Source organism: Bosea sp. 29B (genome assembly GCF_902506165.1).
Lineage (GTDB): Bacteria > Pseudomonadota > Alphaproteobacteria > Rhizobiales > Beijerinckiaceae > Allobosea.
Genome location: NZ_LR733817.1, coordinates 4132379 through 4151641, shown reverse-complemented (window position 1 = coordinate 4151641; position 19263 = coordinate 4132379). Strand labels below are relative to the sequence as shown.

The following is a 19263-nucleotide window of genomic DNA, read 5'->3' as shown; positions in this document are numbered from 1 at the left end:
GCGAGCCGGGGTGCGACGGTTGTGCCGCCGGTCGGGAACCTTTGCCTTCGAGCCATGCCGGAACTGACAGCCGAACAGGTGCAGCGCGGTCGCGGACCCGATCCGACCGTGCTGGCGCGCCGCAAGCTGATCAACCGCGAGGTGCGGTCGGCACGCGAGAAGCTGACTTCGTCGACCGGGCTGCAGCGCGCCTTCGACTACGAACTGATCCGCGTCTTCGCGCAGTATCGGCTGAACGGCTCGGCCGGCACGCTGCTGCTTGCCTTGCTGGTCGCGGCGGCCGCCTGCGTCTGGGTGCCGTTCTATGCGGTCTCGGGCTGGCTCTGCCTGGTGGTGCTGACCACAGCCTTCGCCGCCGTGTTGTGCCGGCGCTTCCTGGCCGAGCCTTCCGCAGCCGCCCGCGTCAGCTTCTGGCGCAAGCTCCTGCCCACGGCCGAACTGCTGCACGGCCTGTCCTGGGCCCTGCTGGCTGGCCTTTTCGTCGGCATCGAGGCACCCGGCGCCCGCTTCTTCCTGATGACGGCGCTGCTGATCGTCAGCGCGCTCACGGTCACGCTCGCCGCGACGATCCCGATCGCGGTCTATTTCGGCCTCGCGCCGATCGTCGGCGCGATCATCCTGTCCTTCAGCGGCCGCACCGACATCGACAGCGTCACCATGCTGCTGATGGCGGTCTGCGCACAGCTCTTCTTCATCTTCCTGACCAACCGGCTCTATTCGACCTCGGTCGAGACCATCGAGTTCCGGGCCGAGAAGGATGCGCTGATCGCTGAGCTCGAAACCGCCAAGGCCAATTCCGACGAGGCCAGGCGCAAGGCGGAGGAGGCCAACCTCGCCAAGTCGCGCTTCCTGGCGACGATGAGCCACGAACTGCGCACCCCGCTCAACGCCATCCTCGGCTTCTCCGAGGTGATGAAGAACGAGGTGTTCGGCCCGCACACCAATGCCTCCTACAAGGAGTATTCCGGCGACATCCATTCCTCGGGCCAGCACCTGCTGACGCTGATCAACGAGATCCTCGACCTCTCGCGCATCGAAGCCGGCAAGTATGAGCTCAGCGAGGAGGCGATCAGCCTCGCCGCCATCGCGGACGATGCTGCGCACATGCTCAACCTGCGCGCCAAGGCCAAGAGCCAGACGATTCGCCAGGCGACAGAGCCCGATCTGCCGCGGATCTGGGCCGATGAGCGCGCGATCCGCCAGGCCGTGCTCAACATCATCGCGAATGCGATCAAGTTCACCCCGCAGGGCGGCGAGATCTCGATCAAGGTCGGCTGGACCGCGACCGGCGGGCAATATGTCAGCATCACCGATACCGGGCCGGGCATTCCCGAGGACGAGATCCCGGTGGTCATGCAGACCTTCGGGCGTGGCTCCCTTGCGATCAAGACCGCCGAGCAGGGCTCGGGCCTGGGGTTGCCGATCGTCAAGGGGCTGGTCGACCTGCATGGCGGCGGCTTCCGCATCAAGTCGAGCCCGCGCGCCGGCACGGAAGTCACGATCACCCTGCCGGCCGAGCGCGTGATGGACACGCTGCCGGCCCTGCCGGAGCCGAACGAGCGCTCGGCGGCGTAACGCCTATGATCGCAATGTGAGATCGAGGATGCAGAGCGGCTTCGCCCGCTCCTCGTCGAGATCGAGCCCCAGCCCGGCTCCAGCCGGCAGATCCGAAGCTCCGCCGGAAAAACCCGGCAGGCGCGGCTGCACAAGGTCGAAGAACAGCGGCGTCTCGTCGAACTGGACCTCGAGCATGCTGAACCCCGGCAGCGCCGCACTGAGATGCAGGCTTGCGGCATGGCAGACGGGACCGGTCGGATTATGTGGTGAGACCGCGACGCCGCGCTCGGCGAGCGCCTGGCCGGTGCGCAGCATCTCGCCGACGCCGCCGACATATTTCATGTCCGGCATCATCACGTCATAGACGTCGGCGAAGGCGAGGAAGGCGGGCGCACCGGAGAACTCCTCCAGCCCGGCCAGCAGCGTGCCGGAGGCGTTGAGCTTGCGCCGCACCTGCCCGAGCAAGGCCAGGTTGGCCGGCGTCTCGGCGACAGGGCATTCGAGCCAGTGGAGATCGTGCTCGCGCACCGCTTCGACAAGCCGCTGGGCCAGGTCTGGCGCGAAGCGCCAATGGCAATCGACCAGCAGGCGGCGCTCACTCCCCAAGACCGCACGGACCGCACCGATCCGGTCAAGCCCTCGCTGCAGCGCGGCCCGCCCTTCGACATCGTCGGACAGAGCGGGCGTGACGTCATCGAAGGGAGCGATCTTCACTGCCGAAAATCCGGCAGCGAATGCGTCGTTGGCGCTGGCAGCATGGCCTGAGGGCGTTCGATCGCGCGTGCGCCGGTTGATGTTCGCGTAGAGTGGGATGCGGGCCTGGGCCGGCGCCCCGAGCGCAGCCGCCAGCGGCTTGCCCTCGCGACGGGCCCCGGCATCGCGGCGGGCGACGTCGAAGGCGGTCGCGACCGCCGCGAGCGGCAACGGCACCGGGCGGTCGAAGTCCGGCAAGAGCCCGCCGGCGAGCCAAGCCGGCAGGTGCTCCAGCGCCATGTCGACGAGCAGCCGCTCGCGTCCGTTCAGGCTGGCCTCGCCGAGTCCCCTCACGCCGGAGGCGAAGGCGAGCTCGAGGAAGACCCAGCGCGTCTTGTCGGTGATGCGCAGGACCCGCAGCCGCGCGCACTCGATGCGATCGACTACCGTCACCGCACCCTCCCCTGGTGACCTTCGAGCTGCGCCAGCATGTCTTGGCGCGTCTTGGTGACATGGGCCGCAGTCATCACGCCGCAGGCGTCAGCATCACGCTCGGCCAACGCTCGCTGGATGTGATCGTGATCGCTGGCGACGCCGCCGAGCCGTTCCGGCCGATAGCCATAGCGCGACCAGATCGCCGCCAGCAGCAGCCAGTGCCGGTCGAGCAGGACGAGCCCCTCGGCATTGCCGGCAGCCTCATAGATCCGGCGGTGGAAGCGTTGATTGATGGCAACTCCACCGGCGAAATCGCCACCCGCGACCGCTGCAAGCCGTTCCTGCTCCAGCGCCGCGACCTCGGCCAGCCCGGCCCGGTCGATCGCCAAAGCGGCCTGCCGCGCCAGCGCGACCTCGACGGCGATGCGGATGGTGAAGAGATGACGGATATGTTCGGCATCGACCGTGACGACGCGGGCGCCCTTGTTGGCGACTGCTGCGACCAGCCCCTCCCCGACCAGACTGCGCAACGCCTCGCGCACGGGCATATGGCTCGCACCATAGCGCGTCGCCAGCTCGTCGATGCGCAGGCGCGCGCCGAAATCGAGCCTGCCTGCCAGGATATCGGCACGGATCAGGTCCTTGACGGAGTCGGAGAGTGACGGAGTTGCATCCATTGATTTGATCAAAAATGCCGTATATCGCTCTATGTCAAGGCGCGACCACGCTAATTTTGATCAGATAATCTGGGAGGCAGGTATGCGGAAGTTCGTTGCGTCGTTCGCGGGCGCCTTGCTCGGTTTCGGCCTGCTTGCGGCGCAGGCCGGCCCCTGGCCGGAGCGGCAGGTGACGCTGATCGTGCCGAGCGCGCCCGGCGACGGCTCCGACATCGCCGCCCGGCTGATCGGCGAGAAGCTGCAGGCGGCGCTCGGGCAGCCCGTCGTCGTCGAGAACCGGATGGGCGCCGGCGGCGTGGTCGGCTCGGCGGCGGCGGCCAAGGCGGCACCCGACGGCTACACGCTGATCATGGGCAATGCCGGCTCGCACGGCATCATCCCGGCGACCTACAAGGACGTGCCCTACGACGCCATGCGCGACTTCGCGCCCGTCTCGCTGGTCTACCGCGCGCCGAACATCTTCCTCGCCAGCAAGAAGCTGCCGGTGAAGTCGCTGGCCGAGCTCGTCGCCTATGCCAAGGCCAACCCGGGCAAGCTCAGCTTCGCCTCGGGCGGCAACGGCTCCTCGGCGCATATGAACTCGGAATATCTCAAGGTGCTGACCGGCATCGAGGCGACGCATGTGCCCTATCGCGGCTCGGGCCCGGCGCTGAACGACCTCGTCTCCGGCCAGATCGAGTTCATGGCGGTCAACCTGCCGCCAGCGATCGGGCTGGCGCAGGCCGGACAGGTCACACCGCTCGCCGTGACCACGCGCAAGCGCGCCGCCGCGCTGCCGGAGGTGCCGACCGTCGAAGAAAGCGGCTTTCCCGGCTATGAGACGGTGGCCTGGTTCGGCTTGCTGGTGCCGGCCGGTGTGCCCGCCGAGATCGTGACCAGACTGCACGCCGAAGTGGTCAAGGCCTGCGCCGACCAGGAGATCCAGAAGAAGCTCGCCGTGCTGGGCGGCGACGTCGTCTGCAACACGCCGGCCGAGTTCCGGACCTTTCTCGCCGCCGACATCGCGCGCTGGAAAGAGGTCGCGACGGCGGCCAAGATCTCGCTCGACCCGAAGTGAGCGGGCGCCCGGCGCTCCTCCGGAGGGCCGTGTAGCGACCTAAGCGACCTGCAGCAGCGCCTCGCCCCGCTCAGCCTCTTCCCACCAATCGCCGAGTGCATCGATCAGCGGCACGAGGCGCAGGCCCGCGGCGGTCAGTTCGTAATCGACCCGGCGCGGATAGCCGTCATGGTCGATGCGCCGGACGATGCCGGCTGCCTCCAGCTTGCGCAGTTCAAGCGCGAGCATGCGGTGCGAGACCGTTGGATTGTCGCGCTTGAGCTCGCTGAAGCGCTTGCTTCCGTCTTTCAGATAATAGAGCAGCAAGGTCGGCCAGCGGCCACTCAGCACCCGCATGACGCTCTCGATCGAACAGTCGGACACGACGTCCTTCATGATCCGTTCCGCGCCTGGTTACAGAAAAGTGCGTAATTTACATGGGGCGGCGAGTAACTAGGTTCCACCCCGCTGCGCAGCGTTTCCCCACCCAGATGGAAAACGCAAGATGGAACCGATCCTCGTTTATGGCTACCCGTCCGGCACCTCGATGGGCCTGGTCGCGGCTCTGGAATGGCTTGGCCAGCCCTATAAGCTCAGCCGTGTCGACATGCTCGGCGAGATGCGCGATCCGCCCTACAAGCGGCTCAACCAGCGCGTCGAAACGCCCGTTCTGATCACCGATCAGGGCCACCTACTCACCGAGACCATGGCGATCGCCGCCTATCTCGAAGCGCGCGACGAGGAGCGGCGGATCAGCTTCGATCCGCTCTCGCCGCAAGCCGAGCGGATGCACCAGCTGATGGGCTTCCTCAACACCGGCTTCACCGGGGCATTCAGCCCTCTCTGGGCCGCGCTGGAACTGCCCGAGCCCGATCCCGATTTCGAGGCGGCGCTGCGCCGCTTCGGCCGCGAGCGAGTGATCGAGCGCCACGACAGGCTGGAAGAGATGCTCGACGGCAGCCGCTGGCTGGCCGGCGACAAGCACAGTCTCGCCGACGGCCTGCTCGCCGGCGTGGCGCGCTGGCTCGAATACCATGAGATCGCCGACATCTCGCGCTGGCCGAAGCTGCAGGCCCTGCGCCGGCGGGTCGAGAGCGATCCGGCGGTGATGTTCGCGACCGCACTGGAAAACGGCGAGACGCCGGCCGGCAAGGGCGCCTTCAAGGGCCATGTGCCGCTGGCCGAGGTGATCGAGCGCTACGGCGCCTGACGAACGAAGGACGCGCCGGGCGAATGTCCGGCGCGTCTTTTTTGGACTACTCGCCCTTCTGCGAGACCTGTGCCTGCGCGAAGGTCGCCATGCCGGAATGGACGCCGGCCGCGGCCTTGACGAGGCCGGCGGCGAGTGCGGCGCCCGTCCCCTCGCCCAGGCGCATGTCGAGCGCGAGCAGCGGCTGCTTGCCGAGCTTGACCAGCGCCTGCGCATGGGCGCCCTCCGCCGAGAGATGGCCGGCGATGCAGTGGTCGAGCGCCGAGGAATCGAGCGCGTGCAGGATCGCGGCGGCGGCGGTCACGACATAGCCGTCGAGGATCACCGGGATGCGCTGCAGACGGGCAGCGAGGATCGCGCCGCAGATCGCCGCCATCTCGCGGCCACCGAAGCGGCGCAGCACTTCGAGCGGATCGTTCAAATGGCTGGCGTGGCGCTTCAGCCCGGCCTCGACTGCGGCGATCTTGCGCTTCAGCCCGTCCTCGTCGACGCCGGTGCCGCGGCCGCACCATTGGGCCGCACCACCGCCATAGAGCGCGGCGAAGATCGCGGCGGCCGAGGTGGTGTTGCCGATGCCCATCTCGCCGAGCGCGAGGAGATCGGCGCCGCCGGCGAGCGCCTCCATGCCGAAAGCCATGGTGGCGACGCAGGCGCGCTCATCGAGCGCGTCCTCCTGCGTGAAATCCCCGGTCGGCAGGTCGAGCGCGAGGTCGAAGACCTTGAAGCCGAGGTCATAGGCGGCACAGATCTGGTTGATCGCGGCGCCGCCGGCGGCGAAGTTCTCCAGCATCTGCCGCGTCACGCTCTGGGGAAACGCCGAGACGCCCTGGGCGACAACGCCGTGATTGCCGGCGAAGACACAGACCAGTGGCCGGTCGACCCGCGGCGGCGCCTTGCCCTGCCAGGCGGCGAGCCATTCAGCGATCTCCTCCAGCCGCCCGAGGCTGCCGGCCGGCTTGGTCAGTTCCTTGTCGCGGGCGCGGACGATGTTGGCCGCCGCCATGTCGGGGCCGGGCATGTTGGCGATGAGGTTGCGGATATCGTCGAAAGGCAGGCCGGAGGCGGGCATCGCAGACATCTGAGGAAGCCGATCTTGAAAACCTGAGGAATCGGGCAGCGCGAGATCGCCGCCGCGCAGCCGCTGCTGCTATAGGCTGGAGCGGACGAAGACAATCCGAGGACAGCGTGGCGCAAACCGACGGCGATGATGCGACGCAGGCACCGACGCCCGCCTGGCCGGGCTGGCTGATCGCGACCGCGACCTGCATCCGCTTCTATTCGCGCCTGCCTGTACCGGCGCTCCCGGGTGAGACCGCACATGCGCTGCCGGATTTCCGGCTGGTGCCGCGAGCCCTGCCCTTCGCGGCACTGGCGATCGCAGCTCCGGCGACATTGATCGCGCTGCTCGCTGGGCTTGCCGGCGTGAACGCGCTGCTGACGGCGGCCCTCGCTGTGACCGCCCTCGTCGTGACCACCGGCGCCTTCCACGAGGACGGGCTCGCCGACTCGGCCGACGGGCTGTTCGGCGGACATACGCCGGAGCGGCGGCTGGAGATCATGAAGGACAGCCGCGTCGGCACCTTCGGGGCGCTGGCGCTCGGCCTGTCGCTGCTGCTGCGGGTGAGCGCACTCGCGGCGATCCTGCAAGGCGCCGGGGCATGGGCGGTTTCGGCGGCCGTGCTCGTCGCTGCGCCCTGGTCGCGCGTCGAAGGCATCCGCATCCTCGCTACCGTCGAACCAACCCGGCGCGATGGCGCTTCCGCCTCTGTCGGACAGCCCGAACGGTCGGTGCTGCCGATCGCCTACGGGCTGTCGGGCATCTTCGCCCTGCTCTTCATTGTCGCGGGCGCCCTCCCCCTCGCCGGCATCGTGCTCGGACTGGCGCTGTCGGCGCTGGCGGCCTTCTGGCTATCGCGCACCGCGATCCGCCTGATCGGCGGGCAGACCGGCGACATCCTCGGCGCGGCCCAGCAGCTCGGCGAGATCGCGATCTATCTCGGCCTCGCCATCGTCATCGGCTGGGGCGGGCGATGAGCACGATCTCGAGCCCCTGCATCAAGATCTGCGTGATCGATCCGGCGAGCAAGCTCTGCCAGGGCTGCGGCCGGACCCTGCAGGAGATCGCGCAATGGTCGCGGTTCAGCGAGGCCGAGCGGCTCGCCATCATGGCGACGCTGGAGGAGCGGCTCAGCGCTCAGCAAGACGGGCAAGCCCCTCGCCGGTCAGCCTGAAGAAGACCTTTTCCGGGTGCTGCTTCGCGCCGAGGCTCTCATAGAAGCGCAGCAGACGCTCATCGTCGCGTGCCGCCGTCCAGTCGATGCGGCCAAGGCCGCGTTCGAGCGCAAGCCGCGCCAGTTCGGCGAGCAGCGCCTTGCCGGCACCGAGACCGCGCGCGGCTTCGGCGACATAGATTTCCTTGAGAAAGCAGCCGGGCCTTAGGCCGGGGCCCGGATAAATCGCCGAGAAGGCGGCGAAGCCGACGATTGCGCCGTCATGCTCGCTAACGAGCAATTCGGTGCCCGCCGGTCGGTTCGCCAGCCCGGCGCGGATCTCGGCATCGGGCGGACAGAGCACGTGGTAATGCGCTTGCATCTCAGCCATTACGCCGGCGAGCGCGGGATGGTCGGCCTCCTCGCAGGGGCGTACGCGAAGCATGGCGTACGCCTCAGGCGATCAGCGACCAGAAGAAGCGGGCGCAGACCACCAGCAGGAAGATGCCGAAGGCGACCTCCAGCCGGCGCTTCGACAGCCGGTGCGCCAGCCGCGCGCCGATCGGCGCCGTCCAGATCGATGTCGGGATGAACAGCAGGAAGCCGATGAAGGAGACATAGCCGAGCGAGAGCGGCGGCAGGATGTCCATCTTCGGCCAGCCGGCATAGATGTAGCCGAGCGCGCCGGGGATCGAGATCAGCACGCCCAGGCCCGAGGAAGTCGCGACCGCCTGGTGGATCGGCCGGCCGTAGAAGGTCATGAACAGGCTGGAGAGCTGGCCGCCGCCAATGCCCATCAGCGCCGACAGGATGCCGATGATGACGCCGTAGATCCGCATCAGGAACGGCCCGGGCATGTCGTCGCCGAGCTTCCAGCGGTCCGAAGCGAAGAGCAGGCGCATGGCGCTGGCGAAGGCGACCGCGACGAAGACCGCCTTGAACACGTCCGGCGGGGCATAGCGCGCGATGAAGCTGCCGCCGAGCACGCCGAGCACGACCGGCACCGCCCAGATCTTGATGATCGAGGTGTCAACCAGTCCCTTGGCAAGATGTGCGCGGTAGGAGCGGATCGAGGTCGGGATGATCACGGCGAGCGAGGTGCCGACGACGAGCGGCATGCGGACTTCCTCGGGCACGCCGATCACCCGGAAGACCTCGTAGAGCACCGGCACGATGACGGCGCCGCCGCCGACACCGAACAGGCCGGCGAGCAGGCCGGTGACGGCGCCCGCCGCGATCAGCGAAACCGCGAGGAAGATCAGGTCGTTCAGAGGAATGCCGGCGATCATCATGCACCCGAGCCAGGACAGGTCGGGCTGCTCTTAGGCTTTTGGCCGGAAAGGGCAAGGTTCAGGCGGCAAGGCAGGCATGCGCCGAGGCGACTGCACTATTGGTGCAGCGTCGCGGCAGAGCGATCGCGATGCGGCCTGAAACAACGGCCGATCACGGCTTGACGTAGGTCCAGCCCTTCTCCTGCAGCTCCATGACCCGGACGACGCCGGACTTCACCACTGTCGCCTCGGGGATCAGAGCGATCTGCTTGTTCTCGGCCTTGCTCATATTGCCCTGGGTGTTGCCGCAGGCCTTGAAGGAGATGGCCGGCGTGCTCAGAGCGATCGTTGAGATCCGCGCCTTCACCGGCGAGGTATCGTCGCGCAGCATGTGCAGGCCGGGGCCGAAGGTGACGACCTCGATTTCCACCTTCTCGCCGAGCTCCTGATAGTACTGCGCCACATTGGTCGCGTTGTTGAGCGCGAGATTCATCATCGCAGGGTCGTTGGTGTTCACCTGCAGGATGAGCCGGTGCGGCTTCCTGTCGGGCACGGGCGGCTTCGGAGCCTGTACGGCGCTCTGTTTCGTGGCCTGCGCTGTCGCAGGCGGGGCGGAGACGGCGAGAGCCAGGCCGGCCAGCAAGGCCATGCCGAGAGCATCTTTGAACCTGATCATCATCGCATCCACCCATGGTTCGAGGACTATTTGCTACGTGGTCTGGCAAGGGTGCGCGGCCATTTGCAGGCTGCGGCGACCCTGTCCCGCGCGGCTTTCAGGCCGACGAGGTTGAAATGCGCGTCATAGACAGCGCCCGCGCGCGTGCCGAGGCGGATCGCGATGCCGCCCTGATTGGGGAGCGACAGCAGCAGGCCGACGACATCGCCCCTGAAGGCGACGCCGGTCCCATAGGTCGGCCGCCCCGCCGCGACCTGCACAGGCTGGCTGTCATCGACGCGATAGGACAGAACGGAGTCGGCGCCGCTCTCGGACGTAGCCGGCCCACCAAGGACCAATTCGGTCCGGCCACCGCGGCAATGAATGGAAAGCTGCTTCAGTGCGCCGTTGGCATCGCCTTCAGCGAAGGTGGTGGCGGTGACGATCGGCGTGTAGTCGACCGGAGACGTGGTCTCGCTGACGATCCAGCCATCGGCATCGCCAGGCGGGCGGCGGGGCACTGTCACGGGCTGCGGCAGCTTGTTCAGGCAGGCAGGCCGCTCCGCCGGATCCAGCAGCGAGCAGGCGCGAAGCTGCGCCATCGGATCGGGCACGCCCTGCGCGAAGGCGATCCGGCTCGCGATCTCGAAGACGACGGAGAGCATGATCAGCTTCATTGGCTCGCACGTTGCGTCTGCGCCTTGCGATCCAGCCAGTCCTGCGCTGCCGGGAAGCGGTCGAGGCCGGGAACGGTCGCGGCGAGATTGATCGACTTCCATTTCGGGTCGAAGCCTGGCGCCTGCAGCTTCTCGACACGGCTGAACAGGGTGTCGACGAAGCGTGCGACGCGCTCGTAGCGGTTGGTCTGGGGCGCCCAGTTGAACGCGACCAGCGCAGTCGGCACCGCGATCGTCGAGACCCGCTCGCCCGCCTTGATCAGCCCGGGATATTCGCCGGCCTCCAGCACCGCCGGCAGGTAATAGTCCTCGAACTTGCTGTCATAGGCCACCGGAAGGAACTTGAAGCCGGGTTCGAAGCGTCCGCGGACGAAGGCATCGACCGGCTTCGAGGTGATGAAGACCACGCCCGCCATCTCGCCCTTGCGCATCTGTTCGAGCGCGACCTGATGCGGGATGAAGGTGTTCTCGGCATTGATGCCGAGACGGCTGAAGATCAGCGGCCCCGAATAGGCAGCGGCGGTGCCGAGCGTGTTGAAGTTCACCTTCTTGCCGGCGAGATCCTGCAGGCTCTGGATCTCGGGCCGCACGAAGACATGCAGCTCCGAGGGGAAGAGATTGAGCACATAGGTGATCTTGCGGCGGATCTGCGGGAGCTGGGCCTTGTACTCCTCCAGCGCATCGGAGTTGATGATCGCCGTGTCGATGCCGCGCAGATAGAGCAGCGAGTTCAGGTTCTCGGTGGCGCCACGGGTGACGATCGGCAGCACGTGCAGGTTCTGCCCGTCGTCGACGACGCGGGCCATCTCGGCGCCCAGGCGAAGGGGCGCGCCCTCCAGCAGTCCCGCTGCGAGACCGACCGTCCAGGCATTGGCCTTGTCCTGCTCCGTCGCGGCCGGCCGGACCATGCGTCGCGGCGGGGCGGTGCTCGCCTGCGGCGTCTGAGCCTCCAGGCCGGGCGATGCAAGCATCGGAATAAGCGCCGCGAGCCCAGCCAACAGGAGCAAGCACCGTCCTGAAAGCATCTTCATCCCGCACTCTCCTCTGAAACGCACCCGTAATCCGGCGGCCGACGTCGAGCGCTAGCGCGGCAACGCGTCGACACGATCCTTGGCCTCCTGAATGCCCCCGACCTGCGCCCGCACATAAAGCTCGCGCGCCCTGGCGATCTCGCCGCGCGTGCCATAGGTGCCCCAGGCGGACAGGATGCGGGGATCGTAGGTCTCCGCGAGCATGAAGCTCGCCCGGGCGCTGCCCATGTCGGCTGCGCGTTCGAGCACGGCCCGGGCGGAGCCGATGTCACCTTGAGCGAGCAGCGCGCTTGCCCTGACGATCAGCCGCATCGCCTCGGGGCTGTTTCGAGCTTCCGCGGCCATTTGCGGCAGCGGCGCGCCGACAGGGACCGCTTGCGCAGGCTTGGGAGTTTCCCTGGATGCGGACGCGGACTGCGCAGCCGCAGCGCGCAGTGACGCCAGTTCCTCCGTAGCGGTCGCGGCCCGGTCCCGTTCCTGCTGGAGGGCCTGACGCAGCTCCGCGATCGTGCCCTCGCTCGCTTGCCTGAGCTTTTCCGATTCCCCGCGTGCGCTTTGCAGCTGCGCCAGCTGGGTTTCGACCTCGCGCTGCGCGGCGGACAACTCACCGGCCAGTGCCGCCCGTTGTGCGCGCTCCTGCTCGATGGTCTGGCGATATTGCGCGGTCGCGGCAGCCTGCTCCTGTCGCAGCGCCGTGACTTGCGCCATGGCGGCCACCTTCTGCCGCTCGAGTTCGAGCCCTTGCGCAGCCCTCGCTGCCTCCGCCTGCCGGAACTGGCCGGCTTCCTCGCCAGACTTGCGCAATTGCGCCGCCTGCACCTCGTTCTCACGCCGCACTGCCGCCAGTTCAGCCGCCAATGCGGCACGCTGCCCACGTTCGTCGTCGAGGGCTTGGCGATGTTGCGCCGCAGCCGTGGTCAACGCCTGCCGTGCGGCTGCAGCCTGGGCGATGGCAGCTGCCTTCTGCCGCTCCTGCTCCAGCGATTGCGCGCCCCTTGCGGTGTCAGCCTGCCTGAGCTGCCCGGCTTCCTCGCCTGCCTTGCGCAATTGCGCCGCCTGCGTCGCCGCCTCGCGCTGCGCGGCCGACAGCTCCTGCGCGAGGGCGGCGGCCTTCTGCCGCTCCTGCTCAAGCGCCTGCGCCGCTTTCGCCGCCTCCGCCTGCCTGAGCTGGGCCGACTCCTCGCCGACCTTGCGCAGCTGCGCTGCCTGCGTGGCGCTGTCGCGCTGCGCAGCTGACAGTTCCTGCGCCAGAGCGGCCGCCTTCTGCCGCTCCTGCTCCAGCGACTGGGAACTCGTTGCTGTCGCGAGTTGCTTGAGCTGTTCAATGTCGTCGCTTGCGCTGCGCAGCTGTGCCGTCTGCGCCTGCAATTCGCGCTGCGAGGCCGACAGCTGATCGGCCAATACGGCACGCTGCGCACGCTCGCCATCGAGCGCCTGGCGATGCTGAGCCGCCGCTGCCACCAATTCCTGCCGCGCAGCCGTGGCTTCCTGCGCCTGGGCCGCCGCCTTGTCCTGCTCCTGCCGCAAGGACTGTTCGTTCCTGCTGGCGTCGCCCTGCAACTGCGCTTTCAGGGCAGCGATGGCGCCTCGGGCCTCGGCGAGCTCCCGCGACATGGCGGCGATGTTCGCGGCCTCGCCGGACGGCAGGGCGACTGGCATGCGCTCCCGCAGCTGACCGGACTCCGGTCGATCCGCGTTGCGCGGGACAAGGAGAAGCAGGACCGCGGCCGCGACCCCGCATGCCAAGGGGATGAACCGGCGCCGCAGCGGCGCTTGGCCGGACGGACCGGGTTTCGCCGGCATGCCCTGCCGGATATCGGGGGTCTTGCTACGGTCCTGCCCAGCGGGCGGCGCACCCGTCAGCGTCCAGTGAGCGGTATCGATTGTCAGGCCCGCGTCGTCCCTGGCGACGACGGCCTTCCCATTTCCCGATGCGCTTTCGATCGCGTCGCGCATGTGGCTGACGCCTCTTGGTCGGCGCATGGCCCTGGCGTACCGGGCACGAGCAACTTCGTTCCGGCCGATGCGAATCCCGGCGTCTATGCGAAGACGCCTGCGAGAGTGTCGACCACACCCTCGCCGCGATCGAACTGACCTCAGATCAGACAGGTCCAGAAGACGGGCAAAGGGGCAGGAGATTGCCCGGACGGAGTACTCTGCCGAGAACGGCCAGGTCGCTAGTCGCTCACGCCCTCGCGCGCCACGATCGCCATCAGTGTCGCCGTCAGCATGGCACAGAGCTTGGGCTTGCCGTCCGTCACCGCGAAAACCTCGGCCATGGCGAGCGTCAAGGTGCGGCCGGCCTTGATCACCCTGCCCTTCGCGATGAGCTCGTCGCCTGTCGCGGGCGCCAGCAGATTGATCTTGAACTCGGCGGTGAGGATGCCGTTCCCGGCCGGCATGGTGGTGAGGCCGGCATAGCCGGCGGCGCTGTCGGCGATGGTCGCGACCGCGCCGGCATGGACGAAGCCGTGCTGCTGGGAGAGATGCGGCGACGCCGGCATGGCGATCTCGACCTCGCCGGGCGCGACGCGCGCGAGCCGGGCACCGAGCGTCGTCATCATCGCCTGCTTGGCGAAGCTCGTCTCGATGCGGGCGACGAGGGCGGGATCGATCGTCTGGTCAGCCATCGAGGTCACTCTGCGGCGATCGCCAGCGGGACTTCCCGCTCGGCATGAGCGATCGCAGCGCGCAATTCGGCGAGACCCGCCCCCGCGGCGACGCAATGCTCGGAGAGGTGGCGGCGGAACAGGCGCGAGCCGCGCCGGCCGGGGAACAGCCCGACGAGATGGCGGGTGAAAGCGTGCAGGCGCCCGCCCCGTTCGAGATGAGCAGCGATATGGGGCTCGAGCGCTTCCAGCATCGCGAAGGCGTCCGGGACCGGGGCATCCTCGCCGAAGAGCAGCGGATCGACCGCGAGCAACACCTCGGGGTTCTGGTAGGCCTCGCGGCCGAGCATCACGCCATCGAGATGGGCGAGATGCGGCAGCCATTCCTCGGGGTGCCTGATGCCGCCATTGAGCGAGACGATCAGATCGGGATTGGCCGCTTTGAGCCGGTAGGCGCGCTCATAATCGAGCGGCGGGATCTCGCGGTTCTCCTTGGGCGAAAGCCCCTGCAGCCAGGCCTTGCGGGCATGGACCACGAGCGCATCGACACCCGCCGCGCGTACGGAAGCGGTCAGCGCATCGAGCGCGGCTTCCGGATCCTGGTCATCGACGCCGATGCGGCATTTCACAGTGACCGGAATGGAGACGGCTGCCTTCATCGCCGCGACGCAATCGCCGACCAGCGCCGGCTCGCGCATCAGGCAGGCACCGAAAGCCCCGCCCTGGACACGGTCGGAGGGGCAGCCGCAGTTGAGGTTGATCTCGTCATAGCCGAAATCGGCGCCGATCTTCGCCGCCTCGGCGAGCAGCGCCGGATCATTGCCGCCGAGCTGGAGTGCGACCGGGTGCTCGACGTCGTCGAAGCCGATCAGCCGCTGCCGGTCGCCGCGCACCACCGCCTGCGCCGTCACCATCTCGGTATAGAGCCGGGCGCGGCGCGACATCAGGCGATGGACGATCCGGCAATGCCGATCTGTCCAGTCCATCATAGGTGCGACGGAGAAACGATGGTCTGCTGCGGTCATCATCTATGGTCTGGCGTTGCCGGAAACCTGCCGGCGAGCGCAGCGCCCTAGCAGATTTCCTGCCCTCCATATAGTGCGCCGGCGCTTTACTGGAATGTGAGGTTCGCCTTCGCGACGATCTCGGCATAGACGGCCCGGTCGGCGGCGATGCGCGCGGCGAACTCGGCCGGCCCGGAGAAATTCGGCAGGACGCCGAGCGTCTTGAGCTGCTCCTGCGCCTTCGGATCGGCCAGCGCCTTGCCCGCGGCGGCGTTGAGCCTGGCGACGATCTCGGGGTTCATGCCGGCGGGCCCTGCGAGCCCGATCCAGGAATGCGCGGTGAATTGCGGGAAGCCGCTCTCCTTCATCGTCGGGACATCAGGCAGTTCGAACCAGCGCCGCTCATTGGTCGTCGCGATGATGCGGACCTTGCCGGCCTTGGCGAGCTCGACCAGCTCGCCCGCCATCATCAGCGGGACATGGCCGGCGGCGATGTCGTTCAGCGCGGGGCCGCTGCCGCGATAGGGCACATGCATCAGGTCGGCGCCGGAAGAGATCTTGAGCAGCTCGCCGGCGAAATGGCCGTAGGTGCCGATGCCGGAGCTGGCGAAACCGATCGTGCCGGGCTTGGCCTTGGCCAGGGCGACAAGCTCGGCAACCGTCTTGGCCTCGACGGAGGGATGCGCGCCGAGGAAGGTGAAGCCTTCGACGAGATTGGCGATCGCCGTGAAATCCTTCACCGAGTCATAGGGCAGCTTCTTGTCGACATTGGGCAGGATGGCGTGGGTACCGGCCGAGACGAGCAGCAGCGTGTATCCGTCAGGCGCCGCCTTGGCGACGAAATCGGAGCCGATCGCACCGCCGGCGCCAGCGCGGCTCTCGACGACGAAAGGCTGACCGAGATCGATGCTCATGCTGTTGGCGAGCAGGCGGGCGATGCCCTCGACGCGCCCGCCCGGTGCGAACGGCACGATGATCTTCACCGGCTTGGCCGGATAGGCCTGTGCCGCTGCCTCGATCGCGCCCGCTCCGAGCACTCCCGCAGCAGCGAGCAGCAGCGCCATGCGGCGCGTGAGTTTTCCCTTGAGCATCGCTTCCTCCCTTGCCGTGCCGAGTTGCCGGATCGTCCGCCCGGTCATTCCTCGAACTTCATGTTGGTCTGCCGGGCGACGTCGCCAAAAGCCTTCTGCTCGGCCTTGATCAGGCTGCCGAAGGCATCTGCGCTCTCGGTGCGCACGATGCTCGCCGCCCCCTTGACGCGCTCGACGGTCCTGGGCTCGCTCATCGCCTTGTTGGCGGCCTGGTTGAGCTTCTCGACGAGCTCGCGCGGCATGCCGCCCGGCCCAAGCAGGCCGAACCAGAGCGGCGGCGCCGAAAATTCGGCAAGGCCCGCTTCCTTCATGGTCGGGATATCGGGCAGGCCGGGCCAGCGCTGCGGATTGGTCGTCGCGAGGATGCGGACCTTGCCGGCCTGCGCGACCTCGACGAACTCGCCGCCGATCATCATCTGGACATGGCCGGCGACGAGATCGTTCACCGAGGGGCCGCTGCCGCGATAGGCGATATGGGTGATCTTCGAGCCGGCGGCGATGTTGAAGAACTCGCCGGCGAAGTGGTTGTAGGTGCCGACCCCGGAGCTGGCATAGTTGAACTCGCCCGGCCTGGCGCGGGCGAGGTCGACGAATTCCTTCAGATTGTTCGCCTTCACGCCGGGGTGCACGCCGATGAAGCTGAAGCTCTCGACCATCAGCGCGATCGGCGTGAAGTCGCGATCGGCATCATACGGCAGCTTGGCGCTGATCTTCGGCAGGATCGCTTGCGTGCCGGTCGAGGCGAGCAGCAGGGTGTAGCCGTCGGGCGCCGCCTTCGCGACGAGGTCGGAGCCGAGGCTGCCGCTGGCGCCGCCACGGTTCTCGACCACGAAGGGCTGGCCCATCTGCTCCTGCAGGCCCTGCGCCAGCATGCGCGCCAACGCATCGGCCCGCCCGCCGGCAGCGAAGGGCACGATGATCTTCACCGGCTTGGTCGGGTAGGCCTGAGCCATCGCGACCTGCGGCAGGGCCATGAGGGAGGCGGCGGCGATGAGGCCGAGCGCGCTGCGCCTGCTGGGTGTCATCATCGTCGTCCTCCCCTTCTTAAGCAAAAACTCAGGCTTCCGTCGCCGCCTCGCGGGCCCGGCGGAAATTCGGCATCAGCAGCAAGGCGACCACCAGCGCGCAGGCGATCAGCAATCCCAGGCTGATCGGCCGCGACAGAAAGATCGCCGGATCGCCGCGCGAGAGCAGCATGGCGCGGCGCAGGTTCTCCTCCATCATCGGCCCGAGGATGAAGGCGAGCACGAGGGGCGCCAGCGGGCATTCGAGCTTGGCCAGCACCACGCCGAGCAGGCCGAACAAAGCGACGAGACCGACCTCGAAGGCGCTGTTGTTCACCGTGTAGATGCCGATGCAGCAGAACAGCAGGATCGCCGGGAACAGCATGCGATAGGGCGCGGCGAGCAGCTTCACCCACAGCCCGATCAGCGGCAGGTTGATGACGAGCAGCATCAGGTTGCCGAACCACATGCTGGCGATCAGCCCCCAGAACAGCTGGGGCTGCGTCGAAGCGAGATTGGGGCTCGGCGCGATGCCGTGGATCAGCATGGCGCCGGCCATCATCGCCATCACCGAATTGCCGGGGATGCCGAGCGCCAGCATCGGGATGAAGGAGGATTGCGCACCGGCATTATTGGCCGCTTCCGGCCCGGCCACGCCCTCGATCGCGCCCTCGCCGAAGCGCTCCGGCGTGTTCGAGATCCGCTTCTCGACCGCATAGGAGGCGAAGGAGCCGAGCATGGCGCCGCCGCCGGGCAGGATGCCGAGCAGCGCGCCAATCCCGGTGCCGCGCAGGGTCGCCGGCCAGGCCGCGCGGAAGTCCTCCTTCGTCAGCCAGAGCCGCGACAGTTTGGTGCGCTCGCCCTGGTCTTCCGGCCCGCCGGAGAGGTTGAGCATGATCTCGGCGATGCCGAAGAGGCCCATCGAGACGACGACGACGCCAATGCCGTCGCGCAATTCCGGCCGGTCGAAGGTGAAGCGGTCGAAGCCAGTATTGACGTCGGCGCCGATCAGGCCGAGCAGCAGGCCGAGGAGGATCGCGCCGACCGCGCGCAGCGGCGAGCCCTGCGCGAAGACGACGGCGGCGACGAGGCCGAGCGCCATCAGCGAGAAATACTCGGCCGGACCGAATTTCTGCGCGAGCTCGGTCAAGGCAGGGCTGGCGACCGCGATCAGCAGCGTGACGACGGTACCGGCGAAGAACGAGGCGAGCGCCGCCGTCGCGAGCGCAGTGCCGGCGCGGCCCTTGCGCGCCATGGCATAGCCGTCGAGGCAGGTGACGACGGAGGAGGATTCGCCCGGCAGGCGCATCAGCACCGCCGTGGTCGAACCGCCATATTGCGCGCCGTAATAGATGCCGGCGAGCATGATCAATGCTTCCGTCGGCTGCAGGTAATAGGTCAGCGGCAGCAGCATCGCCATGGTCGCGATCGGGCCGATGCCGGGCAGGACGCCGATCAGCGTGCCGATCAGCGCGCCGAGGAAGCAGTACCAGAGATTGCTCAGGGAAGCCGCGACGCTGAAACCCAGCGCCAGCGATTGGAAGATCTCGCTCATTGCGGCCACACCGGCATCGAGATCTTCAGGAGATAGCCGAACAGGATGGTGCAGAAAGTGGCGAGCCCGAGCGCCACAAAGGGCAGTTCCTTCCAGCGGATCTCCTGTGCCGCGCCGGCGCCGATCGCCACGCTCAAAAGGCTCGCGACGAAGAGGCCGAGCCGGTCGATCGTCGCGGCGAAGACGATCACGGCGAGCGAGATCAGGACGATCGGCCGCCAGCCGATCACGGGCAGCGTCCAGCCGCCTGCGAGGATGCCGCGGAGGACGAGCGCGAGCCCGAGCAGGACGAGGCCGCCGGCGACGATCCGCGGCAGGAAGCCCGGCCCCATGCGCAGGCTCGTGCCGAAGACATAGTCGCGGCCGATATAGAGGGCGGCCGCGCCGATCGCGGCAAAGAGCAGGCCGAGGAGCACGTCGCTCGCGCCCGATGCCGGAGCCGGCTCGGGCGAGGTTGCAACGGCCCTGCCCTGGCTGTCGTTCAGCGGGTCCATCGCCCCTCCCCGGTGCGACAGGCGCCTCCGGATCAGAGCCGGGCGCCGCGTTTT

General features: G+C 68.0%; 21 protein-coding genes. 5 read left to right on the top strand and 16 right to left on the bottom strand.

Translation table 11 applies throughout. From position 1 onward, the window contains the following. Nucleotides 1–54: 54 nt before the first annotated feature. Nucleotides 55–1575: a HAMP domain-containing sensor histidine kinase gene (locus GV161_RS20140; protein ID WP_152017360.1), complete on the top strand. Its 1521-nt coding sequence runs from the start codon at nucleotides 55–57 to the stop codon at nucleotides 1573–1575. A 3-nt stretch (nucleotides 1576–1578) separates the two neighbouring features. Here GV161_RS20140 and GV161_RS20135 read toward each other — a convergent pair whose 3' ends face one another. After that, nucleotides 1579–2703: an enolase C-terminal domain-like protein gene (locus tag GV161_RS20135; RefSeq protein WP_152017359.1), complete on the bottom strand. Its 1125-nt coding sequence runs from the start codon at nucleotides 2701–2703 to the stop codon at nucleotides 1579–1581. Further along, the gene (locus GV161_RS20130; RefSeq protein WP_152017358.1) at nucleotides 2700–3362 is read right to left on the bottom strand and encodes a GntR family transcriptional regulator; all 663 of its coding nucleotides are present in this window, start codon (nucleotides 3360–3362) and stop codon (nucleotides 2700–2702) included. Before GV161_RS20130 ends, GV161_RS20135 begins: the two co-directional genes overlap by 4 nt. A gap of 82 nt (nucleotides 3363–3444) precedes the next feature. Between GV161_RS20130 and GV161_RS20125 the strand changes: the two genes are divergently transcribed. Further along, nucleotides 3445–4419 carry a tripartite tricarboxylate transporter substrate binding protein gene (locus GV161_RS20125; protein ID WP_152017357.1) on the top strand — a complete coding sequence of 325 codons (975 nt, stop codon included), beginning with the start codon at nucleotides 3445–3447 and terminating at the stop codon, nucleotides 4417–4419. 39 nt (nucleotides 4420–4458) lie between these two features. On the opposite strand, the gene GV161_RS20120 is transcribed toward GV161_RS20125, so the two are convergent. Next, on the bottom strand, nucleotides 4459–4794 hold the full coding sequence (locus tag GV161_RS20120; protein WP_152017356.1) for a helix-turn-helix domain-containing protein: 336 nt from the start codon (nucleotides 4792–4794) through the stop codon (nucleotides 4459–4461). Between the two features lie 109 nt (nucleotides 4795–4903). Here GV161_RS20120 and GV161_RS20115 point away from each other — a divergent pair, with 109 nt between their 5' ends. Further along, nucleotides 4904–5608: a glutathione S-transferase family protein gene (locus GV161_RS20115; RefSeq protein WP_152017355.1), complete on the top strand. Its 705-nt coding sequence runs from the start codon at nucleotides 4904–4906 to the stop codon at nucleotides 5606–5608. 46 nt (nucleotides 5609–5654) lie between these two features. Here GV161_RS20115 and cobT read toward each other — a convergent pair whose 3' ends face one another. Continuing rightward, complete coding sequence (gene cobT, locus GV161_RS20110; RefSeq protein ID WP_152017354.1) at nucleotides 5655–6686, bottom strand: nicotinate-nucleotide--dimethylbenzimidazole phosphoribosyltransferase; 1032 nt, start codon at nucleotides 6684–6686, stop codon at nucleotides 5655–5657. 107 nt (nucleotides 6687–6793) lie between these two features. Between cobT and GV161_RS20105 the strand changes: the two genes are divergently transcribed. Both GV161_RS20105 and GV161_RS20100 read left to right on the top strand, forming a co-directional pair. Beyond that, nucleotides 6794–7642, top strand: a complete 849-nt coding sequence (locus GV161_RS20105; RefSeq protein ID WP_152017353.1) for an adenosylcobinamide-GDP ribazoletransferase — start codon at nucleotides 6794–6796, stop codon at nucleotides 7640–7642. Beyond that, complete coding sequence (locus GV161_RS20100) at nucleotides 7639–7839, top strand: DUF1289 domain-containing protein (protein WP_152017352.1); 201 nt, start codon at nucleotides 7639–7641, stop codon at nucleotides 7837–7839. The genes GV161_RS20105 and GV161_RS20100 overlap by 4 nt, the downstream gene beginning before the upstream one ends. Here GV161_RS20100 and GV161_RS20095 read toward each other — a convergent pair. From GV161_RS20095 to GV161_RS20040, 12 genes are all read right to left on the bottom strand, one after another. Next, nucleotides 7796–8263: a GNAT family N-acetyltransferase gene (locus GV161_RS20095; protein WP_152017351.1), complete on the bottom strand. Its 468-nt coding sequence runs from the start codon at nucleotides 8261–8263 to the stop codon at nucleotides 7796–7798. The genes GV161_RS20100 and GV161_RS20095 overlap by 44 nt on opposite strands. Before the next feature lie 10 nt (nucleotides 8264–8273). Continuing rightward, nucleotides 8274–9107 carry a sulfite exporter TauE/SafE family protein gene (locus GV161_RS20090; RefSeq protein WP_152017552.1) on the bottom strand — a complete coding sequence of 278 codons (834 nt, stop codon included), beginning with the start codon at nucleotides 9105–9107 and terminating at the stop codon, nucleotides 8274–8276. Nucleotides 9108–9261: 154 nt separating this feature from the next. Further along, complete coding sequence (locus GV161_RS20085) at nucleotides 9262–9765, bottom strand: hypothetical protein (protein ID WP_152017350.1); 504 nt, start codon at nucleotides 9763–9765, stop codon at nucleotides 9262–9264. A 26-nt stretch (nucleotides 9766–9791) separates the two neighbouring features. Next, nucleotides 9792–10421 carry a hypothetical protein gene (locus tag GV161_RS20080; RefSeq protein ID WP_152017349.1) on the bottom strand — a complete coding sequence of 210 codons (630 nt, stop codon included), beginning with the start codon at nucleotides 10419–10421 and terminating at the stop codon, nucleotides 9792–9794. Further along, nucleotides 10418–11392: a TAXI family TRAP transporter solute-binding subunit gene (locus GV161_RS20075; RefSeq protein WP_244624282.1), complete on the bottom strand. Its 975-nt coding sequence runs from the start codon at nucleotides 11390–11392 to the stop codon at nucleotides 10418–10420. Before GV161_RS20075 ends, GV161_RS20080 begins: the two co-directional genes overlap by 4 nt. 111 nt (nucleotides 11393–11503) lie before the next feature. Then, on the bottom strand, nucleotides 11504–13408 hold the full coding sequence (locus tag GV161_RS20070) for a hypothetical protein (RefSeq protein ID WP_152017347.1): 1905 nt from the start codon (nucleotides 13406–13408) through the stop codon (nucleotides 11504–11506). Between the two features lie 221 nt (nucleotides 13409–13629). Then, complete coding sequence (locus tag GV161_RS20065; protein WP_152017346.1) at nucleotides 13630–14082, bottom strand: PaaI family thioesterase; 453 nt, start codon at nucleotides 14080–14082, stop codon at nucleotides 13630–13632. A gap of 5 nt (nucleotides 14083–14087) precedes the next feature. Beyond that, nucleotides 14088–15086, bottom strand: coding sequence for a tRNA dihydrouridine(20/20a) synthase DusA (gene dusA / locus GV161_RS20060; RefSeq protein WP_152017345.1), 999 nt, complete (start codon nucleotides 15084–15086; stop codon nucleotides 14088–14090). Nucleotides 15087–15172: 86 nt separating this feature from the next. Next, nucleotides 15173–16156, bottom strand: a complete 984-nt coding sequence (locus GV161_RS20055) for a tripartite tricarboxylate transporter substrate binding protein (RefSeq protein WP_159650304.1) — start codon at nucleotides 16154–16156, stop codon at nucleotides 15173–15175. 44 nt (nucleotides 16157–16200) lie between these two features. Next, the gene (locus GV161_RS20050; protein ID WP_152017343.1) at nucleotides 16201–17184 is read right to left on the bottom strand and encodes a tripartite tricarboxylate transporter substrate binding protein; all 984 of its coding nucleotides are present in this window, start codon (nucleotides 17182–17184) and stop codon (nucleotides 16201–16203) included. A 28-nt stretch (nucleotides 17185–17212) separates the two neighbouring features. Then, nucleotides 17213–18715, bottom strand: a complete 1503-nt coding sequence (locus GV161_RS20045; RefSeq protein WP_152017342.1) for a tripartite tricarboxylate transporter permease — start codon at nucleotides 18713–18715, stop codon at nucleotides 17213–17215. After that, a complete protein-coding gene (locus GV161_RS20040; protein ID WP_152017341.1) occupies nucleotides 18712–19209 on the bottom strand; it encodes a tripartite tricarboxylate transporter TctB family protein in 498 nt (165 codons plus the stop codon). Before GV161_RS20040 ends, GV161_RS20045 begins: the two co-directional genes overlap by 4 nt. Between the last annotated feature and the right edge of the window lie 54 nt (nucleotides 19210–19263).